This window comes from Nitratireductor aquibiodomus NL21 = JCM 21793 (genome assembly GCF_000615975.1).
Classification (GTDB): domain Bacteria; phylum Pseudomonadota; class Alphaproteobacteria; order Rhizobiales; family Rhizobiaceae; genus Nitratireductor; species Nitratireductor aquibiodomus.
The window spans coordinates 1-15,706 of record NZ_BAMP01000096.1; the positions used below are offsets into that span (position 1 = coordinate 1).

The window sequence follows — 15,706 nt, forward strand, 5'->3', positions numbered from 1 at the left end:
CACGAGGCCCTCGATCCCGTCACCCGGCCTCAGCCCGGCCGGGATGGAGCGCGCCGACAGGCGCGCCCGCGCTGGTGCATAACGCAATTGCGGGCGTCTGGTGGACACCACATCCACTGTCAGGCGGAAACGCCCATTCGCACGATGCTCAATGCTGATGACGCGGGCGGTGAGCCGGGTGGTCACGTCGGCGCCGAGCATGGGCGTGCCGGTCCGCCAGCTCTCCACTTTGGCGCAGGCGAGCCCCAGCAGAACGATGAGGGCTGCAAGAACGGCACCACGCAGCAGCGGCTTTCCCGCGGCCAGGAATGCCACAAGGGCAAGCGTGAGCAGACCGCAGACAATGGCATAGGCCGGTGGTTCGACCGGCAGGGCGAAATAAGCGAGCGCGCCACTGCCCAGCAGGACAGGAAGCCAGAGGAACAGGGTGCCTCTTGCCGCTTCCCGCGAAAGCGCGGCACGCATATCTGCATTCAGGCGCTTGCCGAGCGGAGCGACGAGGCCATGGATTCGCGCTGGGACCGGCGCATGCGCAGGGCGCGCCGGCGACACCAAGATGCCCTGCGTTGCGTCTTCAGCTTCCGGCGTCTGCGTGCCGACCGCGAACTGCGCCCGCTCGTCGCTCTCCGCAATCGCCAGTTTGCCCCCCATCGGCCTGGCCTCCCGTGCAATGCTTGCGCCCGGACCGTTCTATGCTACATGACAGCCAACCGAAGGCCACCTGCGGTATCACACACCCCAGCGGATCGTGAGACCGCGCCAATTCCCGGGATAGATTTATGACCACACCCGTCGTCACGCGCTTTGCACCCTCACCCACCGGATTCCTTCATATCGGCGGTGCGCGCACGGCCCTTTTCAACTGGCTCTATGCGCGCCACACCGGTGGAAAGATGCTGCTGCGCATCGAGGACACGGACCGGCAGCGCTCGACCGATGAGGCCACGGCGGCCATTCTGGACGGGCTTGCCTGGCTGGGGCTCAACTGCGACGGAGAACCGGTCTCGCAGTTCGAGCGGGCGGACCGGCATCGCGCGGTCGCCGAGGAACTGGTCGCCAAGGGCGAGGCCTATTACTGCTACAGTTCCCAGGAAGAGCTTGAAGCGATGCGAGAGAAGGCGCGCGCCGAAGGCCGCCCGCCCCGCTATGACGGCACCTGGCGCGACCGTGATCCTGCAGAGGCTCCCGAAGGCGTCAAGCCGGTGATCCGCATCAAGACGCCCCGGGAGGGCGAAACCGTGGTCGAGGACCAGGTGCAGGGCACAGTGCGCTTTCCCAACAAGGACCTCGACGATTTCATCATCCTGCGCTCCGACGGTTCGCCGACCTACATGCATGCCGTCGTGGTGGACGATCACGACATGGGCGTCACGCACATCATTCGTGGCGACGATCATCTGACCAATGCCGCGCGCCAGACGGTGATCTACAGGGCCATGGGCTGGGAGGTGCCGGTGATGGCCCATATCCCGCTTATTCATGGGCCAGACGGGGCCAAACTCTCCAAGCGCCACGGTGCGCTCGGCGTCGAGGCCTACCGGGAAATGGGATATCTTCCCTCCGCCCTGCGCAACTACCTGGCACGGCTCGGCTGGAGCCACGGAGATGACGAGATCATGTCCGACGAGGACATGATTCGCTGGTTCGACATCGTTGACGTGAACAAGGGCGCCGCGCGTTTCGATTTCCAGAAGCTTGAAGCGCTCAACGGCGTGCATATGCGGCAGATGGACGATGCGAAGCTGCTCGACGTGCTGGTTGACACACTGCCCTATCTCGACGGTGGGAAAGCGCTTCTCGACGCACTCGACGAGACGCGAAAAAAACAGCTTTTACAGGCCCTTCCCGGCTTGAAAGAGCGCGCCAAGACTCTCGTGGAACTCGTTGATAGTGCGGCTTTTCTTTTCGCAAAGCGCCCGCTGTCGATCGACGAGAAAGCCGCGCAGCTGCTTGACGAGAATGCACGCCAGCTGCTTGCGGAAATTCTTCCCGTATTGCAAAATGTCGGCGATTGGACCCTTGCGAACATCGAAGCTGCTGTCCGCGTCTTCGCGGAACAGACCGAACGCAAGCTTGGCAAAGTTGCCCAACCCTTGCGGGCAGCGCTCGTCGGGCGCACCACATCGCCAGGCATCTTCGATGTTCTCTCCGTTCTTGGGCGAGAGGAGAGTTTGGCGCGCATCCGCGATCAGGCTGCCTAGCTTCGTCCCGCAAAGGACCTGGCTGGCGGAGCGGGTTCGATCACCGAGAGCGTGCTGCACTGCAATATTCAGATGCTGCACGCGCTTGGCACCACGGGGAAATGCGTTAGCTATTTCGCGCGCTCGACCGCCGGCCATTTTTATTTGGGCGACAGTTTTCTGGCGCCAAGTTCCTTGAAGTGAGAGGTGATTGCGATGACCAAACCAACTGCGAAGCTGGAAATTGGCGGCCAGGAAGAAGGGCACGAATTTGAGGTTTTGAAGGGTAGCGTGGGCCCGGATGTCGTCAACATCACCTCGCTCTACAAAGACACCGGGATGTTCACCTACGATCCGGGCTTTACCTCGACCGCAAGCTGCGAATCGAAGATCACCTATATCGACGGCGACGAGGGAATTCTGCTGCACCGCGGCTATCCGATCGAGCAGCTTGCCGAACATGGCGACTTCCTTGAGACCTGCTACCTGCTGCTCTACGGCGAACTGCCGACCAAGGCGCAGAAAGAGGATTTTGACTATCGCGTGACGCACCACACCATGGTGCACGAACAGATGAACCGCTTCTTCACCGGTTTCCGCCGCGATGCGCATCCGATGGCCGTCATGTGCGGCGTGGTTGGCGCGATGTCGGCCTTCTACCACGACTCGACCGACATTTCCGACCCGCATCAGCGCATGGTGGCGAGCCTGCGCATGATCGCCAAGATGCCGACCATTGCCGCCATGGCCTACAAATATCACGTGGGTCAGCCGTTCGTTTATCCCAAGAACGAGCTCGGCTATGCCGCCAACTTCCTGCACATGTGCTTTGCCGTGCCGTGCGAGGAGTACAAGGTGAACCCGGTTCTGGCGCGTGCAATGGAGCGCATCTTCATCCTGCACGCCGATCATGAACAGAACGCCTCCACCTCGACGGTGCGTCTGGCCGGTTCTTCCGGTGCCAATCCGTTCGCCTGCATCGCAGCCGGCATCGCCTGTCTCTGGGGCCCGGCTCATGGCGGCGCCAACGAGGCAGCGCTCAACATGCTGGACGAGATCGGTTCCGTCGACCGTATTCCCGAATTCATCGACCGCGCCAAGGACAAGAACGATCCTTTCCGTCTCATGGGTTTCGGCCACCGGGTCTACAAGAATTACGATCCGCGCGCGAAGATCATGCAGAAGACCTGCCACGAGGTGTTAAGCGAACTGGGCATCAAGGACGACCCACAGCTCGACATCGCCATGGAGCTGGAGCGCATTGCGCTGACGGATGAGTATTTCATCGAAAAGAAGCTCTATCCGAACATTGATTTCTATTCCGGCATCACGCTGAAGGCGCTGGGCTTCCCCACCACCATGTTCACGGTGCTCTTCGCGCTCGCGCGCACCGTCGGCTGGATCGCCCAGTGGAAAGAGATGATCGAGGATCCGAAGCAGAAGATCGGCCGCCCGCGCCAGCTCTATACGGGCGCTACGCAGCGCGACTACGTGCCAATCGCCAAGCGCTGATCGCTTATACGATGCGACGAAGCCCCGCTGTTTTTCGGCGGGGCTTTTTCTTTATGGAGCGGCTCTGGCTTCCAGCGTGAGATGCGGCAGCCCGTTGGATGTCCGCTCGCGGGAATGCCCGTCCGGACCGACAGTTCCGCGAATGCGTTTGCGGTGGTTGGAGAAGCTGTCGAACGTGACGACGTCCACGGGTTCGTCCAGGTCGATCACAACGCGAAACCAGCCGGGGCGCAGCCTTTGCGAAGCGATCAGGGTTCCCTCAAACGGCCGCGAGAGATAGGTTCCCTGCACGCGCTGCCCGGGAGCCCATGCATCAGGCCCATTCTGCCCGATTGCCGCGCAAAGCGTGTTCCAGTCGCGATATCCATGCTGGTGCGCAATGGTTTCGAGCGCCTGCGCATGCGATACGACGCGCCCGCGATCCTTCAGATGCTGACGCAGGCGCTTTGCGAGCGCCTTTGCCTCTGCCATCGTCGGCAGTTCGGGATTCATGCCTGCTCTCCCCTCACTGCCGGGAAAAGCCCCCATCCCAGCCTGTTTCCCCGAGCCGTGCGGTAAAGCACGATGACGGTAAGGACGAAAAGCATCGCTTCAGCGGACGGCCCGGCAACCCAGATACCGGCCTCGCCGAAAACTGCCGCGAGCGAGAAGGTGAACGGGATCGCAAAGAGGTATGGCTTCGAAAGACCGAGCAGCGCCGCCCGACCCGCATCACCGATCGCCTGAAAATGCATTGCGATCATCATCAGCGGGCCAGTGGCGAAGAACAGACCTGTCATCACGGGAAGGATGCGCGCCACTTCGGCCACGACCGCTCGATCCCCGACGAAGACCCGCCCGATCGCAGAGGCGAAACAGGCCATCAGAACCTGAAGCGCAAGGCAGTAGACGAAGGCGACGACAACAGCAAATTGCAGGCTCCTGTTCACACGCAACAGCCTGTCTGCGCCGAAATTGTTGCCCGTGATCGTCTGCATCGCATGGCTCAATCCAAGAAGCGGCAGGAAAGCGAAGGTCATGACCCTCGTTATGATCCCGTATGCCGAAACGGTGGTCCCATAGCCCGGCGCCCCTACCATTGAAGCGCTGTAAGGATCGTTGCCGCCCCCAGTGCGAGGCCGATAAAATTCAGGCTCTGCGGCGCTCCGAGTGCCAGGATGCGTGCCCAGCCTCCATGCAGCCCGTGGCGCACAAGGACTGAAAGAGGCAGTTGCGTCCGGCCCCGCAGACGAAAGGCAAGAATGCCTGCGAATGCGAGCGCCTGGGCGAGTGCGGTTCCATAGGCAGAGCCGGCAACCCCCATGCCGAGACCGACGATCAGCATGTAGTTGAACCCGATATTGGCAATTGAGACGAGCAGGCTCATCGCGGCCATCAGGTTGACGCGGCCCTCATTGCGCAATGCGTCGGAGTTGACGGACAGCAGGAACAGAAGGGGTGAAAAGAAGACCGTGATCCGCAGATAAATCAGCCCCATCTCCGCCAGTTCCTGCGAGCCACCGGCAACAAGCAGGGAGATCGCCGGTCCGAACGGAAGGAAAAGCAGAATCAGAAGAAGGCTGACCAGAAGCGCAAGGCCGTGTGCGCCGGCGAACACTCTGGCTGACGCCTGTGTTTCGGCCGCGCCAAGACGACGTGCCAGAAGGCTCGACATGCCGCTTGAAACAAGCGTCGCCAGTGCGACGACGAGCATGTAAAGCGGAAACATGAGCGTGACGGCGGCCAGCGCATCCGGTCCGACGAAATGCCCCAGAAAGAGCGCGTCGCAGACAGCGAGTAGTCCGTTCATGCCCATCACGAAGATGATCGGAAGCGCGGTACGCGCATAGATGGGTCCGAGAAGACCTTCGGTGAATGCGTTAATGGGCTTTTCAGACAAATCCCCGTTCTCCTGTCGCCAGAGCCGCGCTGAAAAGGACGGGGGTCCGCATTGCCATCCGCGCGACATGCGTGGAGGAGGATTGAAAAGGTCTGAGGCAGAACTTCACCGTGACATGATGTCAGCGGACGGCAGGCGTCTGCAGCCGATCCGCTCTCTAGCCGGAAGCCGCCTCGACGTCAATGATCTGCGTGCTTTGCGAGCCTGTTGCCGGAAAAGCCTGCAAAATCTCAGGCGGCGCCTGAAACATGCCGGAGAACCACCTGCGCAGCGATCTCACCGGACGGACGTGCGGTGGCCAGTGCTTCGGCGATCTCCTGGAAGCCGGCCATCTGCGCGGCCCGACCCGGCTTGTCGTCCCACAATGTCGTGATCTGGCGGGCCAGATAGGACGGCCGGACATATTGATTGAAATGCTCAGGCACGACCGGCCAGCCGGCAATCAGGTTTGGCAGGGCCGCCGACCACACGGTGATCAATGGAATAAGCGCACGCGCCGCGAAATCCGTCTTGTAGCAAAGAATGGTCGGCACCCGAGCCAGGGCCAGCTCCAGCGAGACGGTTCCGGAGCATGCCAGTGCTGCATCGGCCTCGGCAAACGCCTGCCATTTGCGTTTTTGATCGAGGATGATCTCGGGCTTTTGGGGCCAGTCCTTCACCGCAGCCTCGATCATGGAGGAGACGTGCGGGACGGTGGGCATCAGCACACGGAAATCGTGCCCCGCCTCATGAAGGTGGCGCACGGCTTCCCCAAAAGGCTGGAGAAGACGCGAGACCTCGCCCCGGCGCGATCCGGGCAGGAGAAGCAGGGACCGCTGCTCGTCAGGCGCTTTGGCCGCCCCAGACAGATGCGCCTGCGCCGCAGCCAGGATGTTCGGGTCGCTTGCCAGACGATGGCCGACAAAGGTGCCGGCCGGGCCGCCAAGCCGTTCCAGTTCGGCAGGTTCGAACGGCAGAAGACAAAGCACCTCGTCGACATGCGGGCGCATGGCGGGCGCCCTTCCCGGCCGCCATGCCCAGACGCTTGGGCAGACATAGTGGATGATCGGGATGGAAGGCGCGAGCGCGCGCACCTTCTTCGCGACGCGGAGACTGAACTCAGGACTATCGATGGTGATCAGGCAGTCGGGCCCTGCATCTGCAATGGCTTTTGCCGTCTGGCCGATGCGGCGTATCAGTCGGGGCAGATCGCGCACGATAGCGCTGATCCCCATCAGAGCAATCTCCTCGGCATCAAAGATAGACTCCAGGCCCTGTGCGATCAGCCCTCGCCCGCCAACACCCAGAAGCTCGACGTCCGACCCGCTTTCCCGACGGAGCGCCTCTATGAGGTCTGCACCCAGAAGGTCCCCGGATTCCTCGCCGGCAATGATGGCAATCTTCAAAGGGCGGCGCTCAACGCTCATCGTGCGCCTCCGGATCGAGCCCGATCACGAACAGACCATGCTCGTCTGCCAGCCCGATCGTGGTCGCATAGTCTAGGATCAGCGAACGCCCGGCCTCGACGCCGACGCCGGCGAGCCCGGCGGCATATGCCGCCCGTATCGTATCGGGGCCTATGGTCGGCATGTCGGCGCGCTTCTCCTGATCCGGCTTGACGCACTTCACCAGCGCCCCGCCCGCCTTTCCCGCAAGGCGCCCATGGTTGCGCATGCCGCGCATCCGCTCCAGCAGCCCTGCAGTTCCCTCAATGCCTTCCAGCGCCACGGCACGGCCGCCCACGGCGATGGCGGCCTGACCGATGTCGAGCGCACCGATCATGCGGGCTGCCTCATAGGCGGCGGCCAGGTCTTTCCTGTCGGAGGCCTTTGGCCCGCTGCGGGTCATGACCCTTCGGGCGCGAGAAGCTCCGGTGCAATCTCGTGCGCGCCCAGAACGCGAATGCCTTTGGATTCGATATGCGCAATGACCGCGCGCAGGAGACCATCGTCGCCCTTTGCATAGGCTGCCAGAAGTTTGGGAAGAGCGCGGAACACATCCCATCCAAGCCGGACCTTCAGGATCGGCGGTCGGCGGCTTACCCCCCGGCAAGCACGAGATGGGTCACGCCTGCGCGCTTGAGCCTGGGCAGGAACAGCCCCAGACGCTCGGCCGGCGCCGGCCATAGATCGAAATCGGCGACGTTCTCGCCATCCAGCCAGTCCGCCTCGCCTTCAATGGCAACGACGAGCGGCCTGTGCCCGCCCTTGACGAGCGTGCGCACCACATCCCGTGGCAGGGCTCCGCTGCCGGCGACGACCGCAACTCGGGCATCGCGCGGCAGAACCGGGTGGTTTTCAGGCTGTGTCATCATCCTCGGACGCGCCTTTGCCACGCGCCGGGAGTGTGAAGTGGCGCTTGTCCCTGCCGGAAACGAAGGCGACAATGTCGCCGATCAGCTCCGAAGAGGGATAAGCGTTCCGGACAGCGACGGCGTTTTCTTCCAGCGATGCCCCTTCCGCAAAGAGCATCCTGTATGCCCTGCGCAGGGCCGCAATGTCCTCGCGCGGCATGCCCGAGCGTTTCAGACCGACAAGGTTGAGGCCGCGCAGGCGCGCCCGGTCACCCACTGCCATGCCATAGGGGATGACATCGCCCACCACGGCGGCAAATCCGCCCAGAAAAGCGTGATGGCCAATGCGTACGAACTGATGAACGGCGGCATAGCCTGAAATGATCACATGATCGCCGATCTCTGCATGCCCGCCGAGACCGGCATAGTTGGCCATGGTCACGTGGTTGCCGACGTCACTGTCATGCGCGACATGCGAATAAGCCATGAAAAGGCCGTGCGAGCCGACCGCCGTCCTGCCGCGGCTTGTGTCCGTTCCCGCGTGAAAGGTCACGCCCTCGCGTATCACGCAATGGGCGCCGACATCGAGCGTGCTCTTGCCGCCCTTGTGCTTGAAGTTCTGCGGCGGAGCGCCGAGAACGGCCTGCGGGTAGACCTGGCAGGCCTCGCCCAGCGTCGTGTCGCCCATGATCGTCACATGGCCGATCAGTTCCACGTCGTCATGAAGCCTGGCGCCCGAAGACACATGGCAAAACGGGCCGATACGAACCCCTTCGCCCAGTTCGGCACCGGGCTCGATAACGGCCGAAGGGTGAATGACAGTCTCGCGCGCCATAAAGTTCCCGTCAGTTCGCCTGTTCAACAGACATCATCGCCGAGATGACCGCCTCGGCAACCTTGGTGTCATCCACCTTTGCGACGCAATCGAACTTCCAGATGCTGCCGCGCTGTTTGACCTTGGTCACGTGGATTTCGAGACGGTCGCCGGGCACGACGGGCTTGCGGAACTTGGCATTGTCGATGGTCATGAAATAAACGAGCGAAGGGGTTTCGTCGCCGGCATTGTTGATACAGATCGCACCGGCGGTCTGCGCCATTGCCTCGACGATCAGAACCCCCGGCATGACCGGCTGCGCCGGAAAGTGCCCCGTGAAATGAGGCTCGTTCATCGTGACATTCTTGATGCCGATGGCCGAACGGTCACCGTCGATCTCGACAATCCTGTCGACCAGAAGGAACGGGTAACGATGCGGAAGCAGCCGCATCAGATCCATGATGTCCAGGCTTTCAAGCGTGGTCGAACCGGTGTCACTCATCCCCGTCCCTCATTTTCTTCCTCTTCCCGTCTACCAGCCCCCGCAAGGCAGCCAGCTCACGAAACGCCTCGCGTATCGGCTGGGCGGGGGAACCGGCCCAGCGCTCGCCTGCCGGCACGTCGTTCATGACGCCGCTCGACGCAGCAAGCTGCGCACCGGTGCCGATATTGATGTGATCGGCTATACCGACGCGGCCGCCCAGCATGACGAAATCGCCGAGCGTCACAGAGCCCGAAAGGCCGCAATTTCCGGCAATGACGCAGCTACGGCCGATGCGGACATTGTGCGCCACCTGGACCAGGTTATCGATCTTCGTGCCCTGCCCGATGACCGTATCCACGAGCGCGCCGCGATCAACGGTGGTGTTGGCGCCGATCTCGACATCGTCCTGAATGACGACCCGGCCGATCTGCGGCAGTTTTTCCAGTCCCCTTGCGCCCGGCAGATAGCCGAAACCGTCCTGGCCGATCCGCACGCCGGCATGGAGGATGACGCGATCACCGATCATGGCGCACTGAACCGAGGCCCCGGGGCCGACATAGCTGTCCCGGCCAATCCGGGTGAATGCACCGACCACGGCATTGGGCGCGATGGTCGTGCCGCGTCCGATCATGACGCCCGCGCCGATGACGGCGCCGGGCTCCACAATCACACCATCCTCAAGAACCGCATCGGCCGCCACGCTCGCTCGGGCGGATATCCCGGTCTCGCCGGTCATCGATCCGGGGCTCATGGCCTGAGGAAAGAGAAGCCGTGTGATCTCGGCGAATGCGACCTGAGGTTTGTCGACGATCAGAACCGCGACAGTATCGGGGCAATGGCCTGCCGCCTCGCGCTTGCACAGGACAGCGGCGGCCGTCGTGTTTCGAACGAGCTCGGCATTGCGTTTGCCCTCGATGAAAACGAGCATGCCTGCCCCGCCCTCGGACGCGGCGGCAACACCCTCGATCACGACCTCTGCGAGCTCGGGGCGAACAAGCTCAGCTCCCGTCAGCGAGGCAACCTCGCCTGCCGTGATGCGGCGTGCGGGAGGAAAAAAATCAGGGTCCTTCATGGAAACCTTTCGCCCGGGCCCACAGGGCCCGGGCTAAACGGAACTGCTCCAGCAACACGCAACGGCTAGAAGCGTGTCGAAATACCGAAGTTGAAATGCTCCACGTCGTCCGTCTCTTCCTTCAGGACGGGGTAAGCATAGTCAACACGCAGCGGACCGAAGGGCGAAGCCAGATCAGGCCGGCGCCCACGGAGGCGCGCCACTGCAGATCGGTTCCGATCGCGCCGGCAACGTCGCTGCCGTAGAGCGTGGCGGCGTCGGCGAAGACCGCGCCGCGAAGGCCGAAGCTCTCGGGCAGGATCGGGAACGGGAACTGGGCTTCGGCGGAAGCGTTGAAATAGGTCTTGCCGCCGATGTGATCGATGCCACCACCCGTCGAATTCTGATACGGGCCGATGCCGTTGTAATCAAAGCCGCGAATGATGCGATCGCTGCTCGAGAAATGATCGAACACGCGGAGATCGCCATCAAGCGCCTGAATGTGACCGGCGCCGACCGTGAACAGGCCGACCAGATCAAGCTCTTCCGACAGCGTGTGGTAATAGGTGCTGCGCGCGGTGGCCTTGATGAACTTGGCATCGCCACCAAGACCGGCGACCTCAAGCGTCAGGTTCGCATAAAGACCCGAATGCGGATTCTTCATGTCGTCGATCGTGTTGTAGATCAGCGAACCGCTGACCGACGACTTGATCCACTTCTCCTGACCGATCGCTTCGACGAGCGCCGGAGCGAGGTTACAATTGGCGTCGTTGGCGGGATTCCCGTCGTTCAGGTTCGCGCAGTTGCCAATGCCTGTATATTCCTCCTGGGAGAGGTTGTAGGCGAGCTGCGTTGACAGCGCTTCGGTGATCGGCAGGCCGAAGCGGACCGTCGCACCCGTCGTGTCGCGCTCATACTTGTCGTCGAACTTGCGGGTGCGGCGATAGACGTCGAAACCTGCAGAGATGCGGCGACCAAGGAAATATGGCTCGGTGAACGAGAACGAGTAATCGCGCGAGTTCTTGCCGCCGCCGGCAGCAACGCGGACATACTGACCGCGACCAAGGAAGTTGCGCTCCGTGACGGAGCCTTCCACGGAGAAGCCACCGCTGCTGTCGACACCGCCGCTGGTCGAATAACCGGCGCCGATGGAGAATTCACCCGTCGACTTCTCGACCACATCAACCACCAGGACAACCTGATCGGGCTGCGATCCCGGCACGGTCGAGATGTTGACCGTCTGGAAGAAGTTGAGCGCTTCAAGGCGACGCTTGGCACGCTGCACCAGCACCTGGTTGAAGGCATCGCCCTCGCTCAGGTCGAATTCGCGGCGGATCACATAGTCGCGGGTGCGCTGGTTTCCGCGGATTTCGATGCGCTGGATATAGGCGCGCGGTCCCTCGTCGATCGAATAGACGACATCGATCTCGCGGGTTTCGAAATTGCGGTTGCCGCGCGGCGTGACCTGCGCGAAGGCATAGCCCATGCCGGCGACGTGCTCTGTCAGGGCAATGATGGAATCTTCGACATTCTTCGCGCTGTAGACGCTGCCCTGACGGGTTTCGATCTGCGAGCGAAGGGTCTCCGGGTCGATGCCGGAAATCGTGCTTTCAACGTCGATATTGCCAAAGCGATAGCGCTCGCCCTCTTCCACCGTGAAGGTGAGTGTGTAGGCGTTCTCGGTCTCGTCGAGATCGGCAGTCGCGGAAATGACGCGGAAATCGGCATAGCCACGATTGTAGTAGAAGCGACGCAGGGTCTCTTCGTCTGCACGCAGACGGTTGTCGTCGTAGATGTCGTTGCGCAGCAGGAAGGAAAGGAAATTCGACTGCTTCGTCGAAATCACGTCCTTCAGACGGCCATCACGGAATGCGTTGTTGCCGACGAAGTTGACTGCCGCGATCTTCGTACGGCCGCCTTCCTGCACCTCGAAGATGACATTGACGCGGCCATCCTCGAGTTCCTGCGTACGGCTGCTGACGGTCGCGTCATCACGACCGATGCGCCGATAGGCCTCACGAATGGTCTCTTCGTCAGCCTGAAGCGCCTGATTGGAGAAGGATTTGCGTGGCTGCAGCTGGACGGCGCGCGCCAGGTTAGCGTCCTTGATCTTCTTGTTGCCCTGGAAAATCACCTGATTGACGATCGAATACTCCTCGACCGTAACGATCAGCGTGCCGCCGGACTGATTGATCGACACGTCGGCGAACAGACCGGTGGCGAACAGGCGCTTCACCGCATCGTTCACATCATCCTGCGAGAACGAACGCCCCGGACGGATGCTGATATAGTTGCGAATGGTTTCCGCGTCGACGCGACGGTTTCCACGCACCTCGATTCGGCTGACCGTGGCAGCATGCGCCACCTCCATTGCGGCCAGCTCAACGGCGATCGTCCCCGTCATCGCCAACCCCGCCGAAAGGGCCACTGCCGAAACGGCGTTCTTAAAGCTCGAAGATGCCTTCATTGGGCCTGAAAACCTCTATTCTCTTTGTCCCCGCAGCGAGAAATAGGAACAATCCTGCAAAGCAGCTAACCTAATAGCCAGATTTTCCCTACACGCAAGCCTTCTGGTTAATTTGCGTTTACGAACCACCGCTTAGTGGCATTCGCATCACGCCAAAATCGAAGCCATGGTAAATATCGTCTCAATTTTTACACATTTTGCCTTCCCGAGCCTCCCTAGCACCCAAACAGGTCGTTCCAAAAAACAAACCCCATGAATGCGAGAACGGCGAACAGACCAACACGGTAAACCGCGTCCATGACCCTCTCGGACACGGGACGGCGCATCACAGCTTCTATGGCGTAGAACACCAGATGCCCGCCATCAAGGGGGGGAATGGGCAAAAGATTAAGAACGCCTATCCCGACTGACAATAATGCAACAAGTTGCACCAGCCATTCGAACCCGAGTTGCGCGGCCTTTCCGGCCATGTCTGCAATCTTGACCGGGCCGCCGAGCTGGCAGCGATCTTCCCGGCCGGCAACGAAACGCTTGAGAAACTGGCCGGTGCGGTAAATCACATAGCCGGTTTCACGCACCGCCTCGCCAAGCGCCTCCACCGGCCCGAATTCGATCAGGCGCGGCTGTCCCGTCTCCTGATCGTTGACGACGCCGATAATGCCGATCTTCACCGTGTTTCCCAAGGCATCCTTCTGTTCGAGGAGATCCGGCGTCGCCGTCAGGGTCAACTCCTCATCGCCCCTTCGGACAACGAAGGACAGTTCGTCGCCCGCGCGGCCAGAAACGATACGCTGGACATCGCCGAAGGTGCGAACCTGGCTTCCGTCGACCGAAACAAACCGGTCCCCCGGCTGGAAGCCGGCAACGGCGGCGGGAGTGTCCGGGCGCACTTCGGCGACCATCGGCTCCATGACATACCGGCCGAAACCCGCAAACATGACCGCGAATACGGTAATGGTCAGAAGAAAATTGAAGAACGGACCAGCAAACACGGTTGCCGCGCGCTTCCACACCGGCTGGGTGTGGAAGGCGACCCGCAGCTCTTCCGGCGACAGATGCCCGGTTGATTCGTTGTCGGGCGTGCTGGTGACCGACATATCGCCGGTAAACTTCACATAACCGCCAAGCGGTATGGCCGACAGTTTCCAGCGCGTACCGTGCCTGTCATTGAAACCGAAAAGCTCGGGCCCGAAACCGATCGAAAACGCCTTCACACCAATGCCGCACCAGCGACCGACGAGATAGTGTCCCATCTCATGAACGAAGACGACCACGGTCAGAACGAACAGGAACGGGATGATCGTCCCGACCAGCAGGCCGTTCGTGCTGAAGATGGAGGCAAGAAAATCGGTCACGTCGTTCTCATTCGATCACAGTGTGCTTCAGCGCATGAATCTGGAAAGTCTTCACGACTCTCAGAAGGTCTGCAGCATTGTTCCAATAAGTTGCCGGTTAACACGGTCGCGCGCCGCAGAAGAGCCTCCCGAATCCCGACTTCCCCACACTCCATGCCATCGCGGCCGATCCAAGGCAAATGGTTACGGTTTCCTCAAAAGTTGAAAAGGGCGTGAGCCGGGGATTCCGCCCCGCCGAGAAGAGCAGCCAGCAGATAGAGGGCAAGTGCAGCCGCCATCAGCCCGTCCACGCGATCCATAACGCCGCCATGACCGGGGATGAGATTGCTGGAATCCTTCACCCCGCTGCGCCGTTTCAGGGCCGATTCGAAAAGATCGCCGATCTGAGAAATCACGGCGAGCACGAGCGCGATCAAGGCAATCAGCAGCACGCCGTGGACCGCATTCTCATGAAACGCAAAAGCTCCTCCGGCAAGAACGGCGAACACCGTGCCGCCGACAGCGCCGCTCCACGTCTTTCCGGGGGAAATGGATGGCGCGAGTTTCGCTCCGCCGAGAGTACGTCCGGTAAAATAGGCCATGACATCGGTGGTCCACACCACAGCGAACAGAAACAGGATCGCAAACAGTCCCGACTGGTCATCGGCGCGCAAATGCACGAGCGCCAGTGCGGGGGCGGCCGCATAGCCGAGACCTGCAACCGTTCCCAGCCCGGCACCGGACATCCAGCCGTGCAGGGCGAGCACCAAGAGGGCAGCCGCAAGGACAAGAAACAGGATTGTCGCGGGCTGGCCGAGAATCATCACGAGCATGACCCCGGCCAGCAACGCGCCGGCAATAGCCGTATGCGGGCCGGGACCGGGGCGCATGGCGCACCATTCATAGAAAATCGCACTGGCCATGGCCGCCGACATCAAACGAAACGGCAACCCGCAAGATAGGTGATCAAGAGAACGACGAGACCCAGAACGATCGCCGAGACAATCCGCAACTGCAGATTGCTGCGCCCCGGGCGGGGTGACGGCGCCCCCTCCTCCCCACGCCCGCTCATAGGACGGCTTCGCGCGCTCCGACGCCGCCGAAGCGGCGCTCGCGGGCATTGAAGGTGGCGATGGCTGTTTCCAGATCGGCGCGGCCGAAATCCGGCCAGTGGCACGGCAGGAAAACAAACTCGGCATAGGCCGCCTGCCAGAGCAGAAAGTTCGACAGGCGCTGCTCGCCGCTCGTGCGGATGATCAGATCGGGATCGGGGATGCCGGCCGTATCGAGGTAGCCGCCGAACGAATCGAGATCGATTGCGTCGGCTCCGATTCTACCGGACTGCACGTCGTGCATCAGCGCCTTCGCCGCCCTCAATATCTCGTCGCGCGCGCCGTAGTTGAAGGCGATCACCAGGTTCATGCTGGTGTTTTCCGCTGTCAGGTTCTCGGCCTCGAGCAACAGCGACCTGATGTCGTTCTCCAGGTTTTCGCGGTCGCCAATGATGCGGACGCGAACGCCATTCTGATGCAGTTCGGCAAGGTCGCGTCGGATGAACAGCCGCAAAAGCCCCATGAGGTCGTTAACCTCGGATCGCGGCCGCGACCAGTTTTCAGACGAAAAAGCGTAGACGGTGAGCCAGTTGATGCCCAGTTCGCCAGCCGAACGCACGGCATTGCGCAGCGCCTCCACGCCGGCACGGTGACCGGCCCG

General features: G+C 61.7%; 14 protein-coding genes and 3 pseudogenes. 2 read left to right on the forward strand and 15 right to left on the reverse strand.

Annotated elements, in window-relative coordinates; all coding sequences use genetic code 11:
* A pseudogene (locus JCM21793_RS27105) lies at positions 1-651 on the reverse strand (ComEC/Rec2 family competence protein); the annotation flags it as partial.
* A 128-nt stretch (positions 652-779) separates the two neighbouring features.
* Here JCM21793_RS27105 and gltX point away from each other — a divergent pair.
* Positions 780-2,201, forward strand: coding sequence for a glutamate--tRNA ligase (gene gltX / locus JCM21793_RS19400; protein WP_025031427.1), 1,422 nt, complete (start codon positions 780-782; stop codon positions 2,199-2,201).
* A gap of 195 nt (positions 2,202-2,396) precedes the next feature.
* The gene (gene gltA / locus JCM21793_RS19405; RefSeq protein ID WP_007006705.1) at positions 2,397-3,692 is read left to right on the forward strand and encodes a citrate synthase; all 1,296 of its coding nucleotides are present in this window, start codon (positions 2,397-2,399) and stop codon (positions 3,690-3,692) included.
* Between the two features lie 51 nt (positions 3,693-3,743).
* Here gltA and JCM21793_RS19410 read toward each other — a convergent pair whose 3' ends face one another.
* From JCM21793_RS19410 to JCM21793_RS19465, 14 genes and pseudogenes are all read right to left on the reverse strand, one after another.
* Positions 3,744-4,184: a glyoxalase superfamily protein gene (locus JCM21793_RS19410; protein WP_025031428.1), complete on the reverse strand. Its 441-nt coding sequence runs from the start codon at positions 4,182-4,184 to the stop codon at positions 3,744-3,746.
* Entirely contained in the window at positions 4,181-4,711 is a 531-nt protein-coding gene (locus JCM21793_RS30625; protein ID WP_244439893.1) for an MATE family efflux transporter, read from the reverse strand. The genes JCM21793_RS19410 and JCM21793_RS30625 overlap by 4 nt, the downstream gene beginning before the upstream one ends.
* 53 nt (positions 4,712-4,764) lie before the next feature.
* Positions 4,765-5,571, reverse strand: coding sequence for an MATE family efflux transporter (locus JCM21793_RS30630; RefSeq protein ID WP_244439895.1), 807 nt, complete (start codon positions 5,569-5,571; stop codon positions 4,765-4,767).
* A 230-nt stretch (positions 5,572-5,801) separates the two neighbouring features.
* Positions 5,802-6,977, reverse strand: coding sequence for a lipid-A-disaccharide synthase (lpxB, locus tag JCM21793_RS19425; protein ID WP_025031429.1), 1,176 nt, complete (start codon positions 6,975-6,977; stop codon positions 5,802-5,804).
* The gene (gene lpxI / locus JCM21793_RS31310; protein ID WP_306306778.1) at positions 6,967-7,398 is read right to left on the reverse strand and encodes a UDP-2,3-diacylglucosamine diphosphatase LpxI domain-containing protein; all 432 of its coding nucleotides are present in this window, start codon (positions 7,396-7,398) and stop codon (positions 6,967-6,969) included. The genes lpxB and lpxI overlap by 11 nt, the downstream gene beginning before the upstream one ends.
* Positions 7,395-7,547: a hypothetical protein gene (locus JCM21793_RS31315; RefSeq protein ID WP_306306779.1), complete on the reverse strand. Its 153-nt coding sequence runs from the start codon at positions 7,545-7,547 to the stop codon at positions 7,395-7,397. The genes lpxI and JCM21793_RS31315 overlap by 4 nt, the downstream gene beginning before the upstream one ends.
* A 41-nt stretch (positions 7,548-7,588) precedes the next feature.
* A complete protein-coding gene (locus JCM21793_RS31320; RefSeq protein ID WP_306306780.1) occupies positions 7,589-7,864 on the reverse strand; it encodes a hypothetical protein in 276 nt (91 codons plus the stop codon).
* Positions 7,848-8,678, reverse strand: a complete 831-nt coding sequence (lpxA, locus tag JCM21793_RS19435) for an acyl-ACP--UDP-N-acetylglucosamine O-acyltransferase (RefSeq protein WP_025031430.1) — start codon at positions 8,676-8,678, stop codon at positions 7,848-7,850. The genes JCM21793_RS31320 and lpxA overlap by 17 nt, the downstream gene beginning before the upstream one ends.
* Positions 8,679-8,688: 10 nt before the next feature.
* Entirely contained in the window at positions 8,689-9,159 is a 471-nt protein-coding gene (fabZ, locus tag JCM21793_RS19440; protein WP_025031431.1) for a 3-hydroxyacyl-ACP dehydratase FabZ, read from the reverse strand.
* Positions 9,152-10,213 carry a UDP-3-O-(3-hydroxymyristoyl)glucosamine N-acyltransferase gene (gene lpxD, locus JCM21793_RS19445; RefSeq protein ID WP_007006712.1) on the reverse strand — a complete coding sequence of 354 codons (1,062 nt, stop codon included), beginning with the start codon at positions 10,211-10,213 and terminating at the stop codon, positions 9,152-9,154. The genes fabZ and lpxD overlap by 8 nt, the downstream gene beginning before the upstream one ends.
* A gap of 65 nt (positions 10,214-10,278) precedes the next feature.
* Positions 10,279-12,659: pseudogene (gene bamA / locus JCM21793_RS27120) on the reverse strand (outer membrane protein assembly factor BamA).
* A 215-nt stretch (positions 12,660-12,874) separates the two neighbouring features.
* Entirely contained in the window at positions 12,875-14,014 is a 1,140-nt protein-coding gene (rseP, locus tag JCM21793_RS19455) for an RIP metalloprotease RseP (RefSeq protein ID WP_025031432.1), read from the reverse strand.
* Between the two features lie 194 nt (positions 14,015-14,208).
* Positions 14,209-15,065, reverse strand: a pseudogene (locus JCM21793_RS27125) (phosphatidate cytidylyltransferase).
* Positions 15,062-15,706: isoprenyl transferase (locus JCM21793_RS19465; protein WP_025031433.1), on the reverse strand; the 645-nt coding region annotated here is incomplete at its 5' end. The gene JCM21793_RS19465 and the pseudogene JCM21793_RS27125, both read right to left, overlap by 4 nt.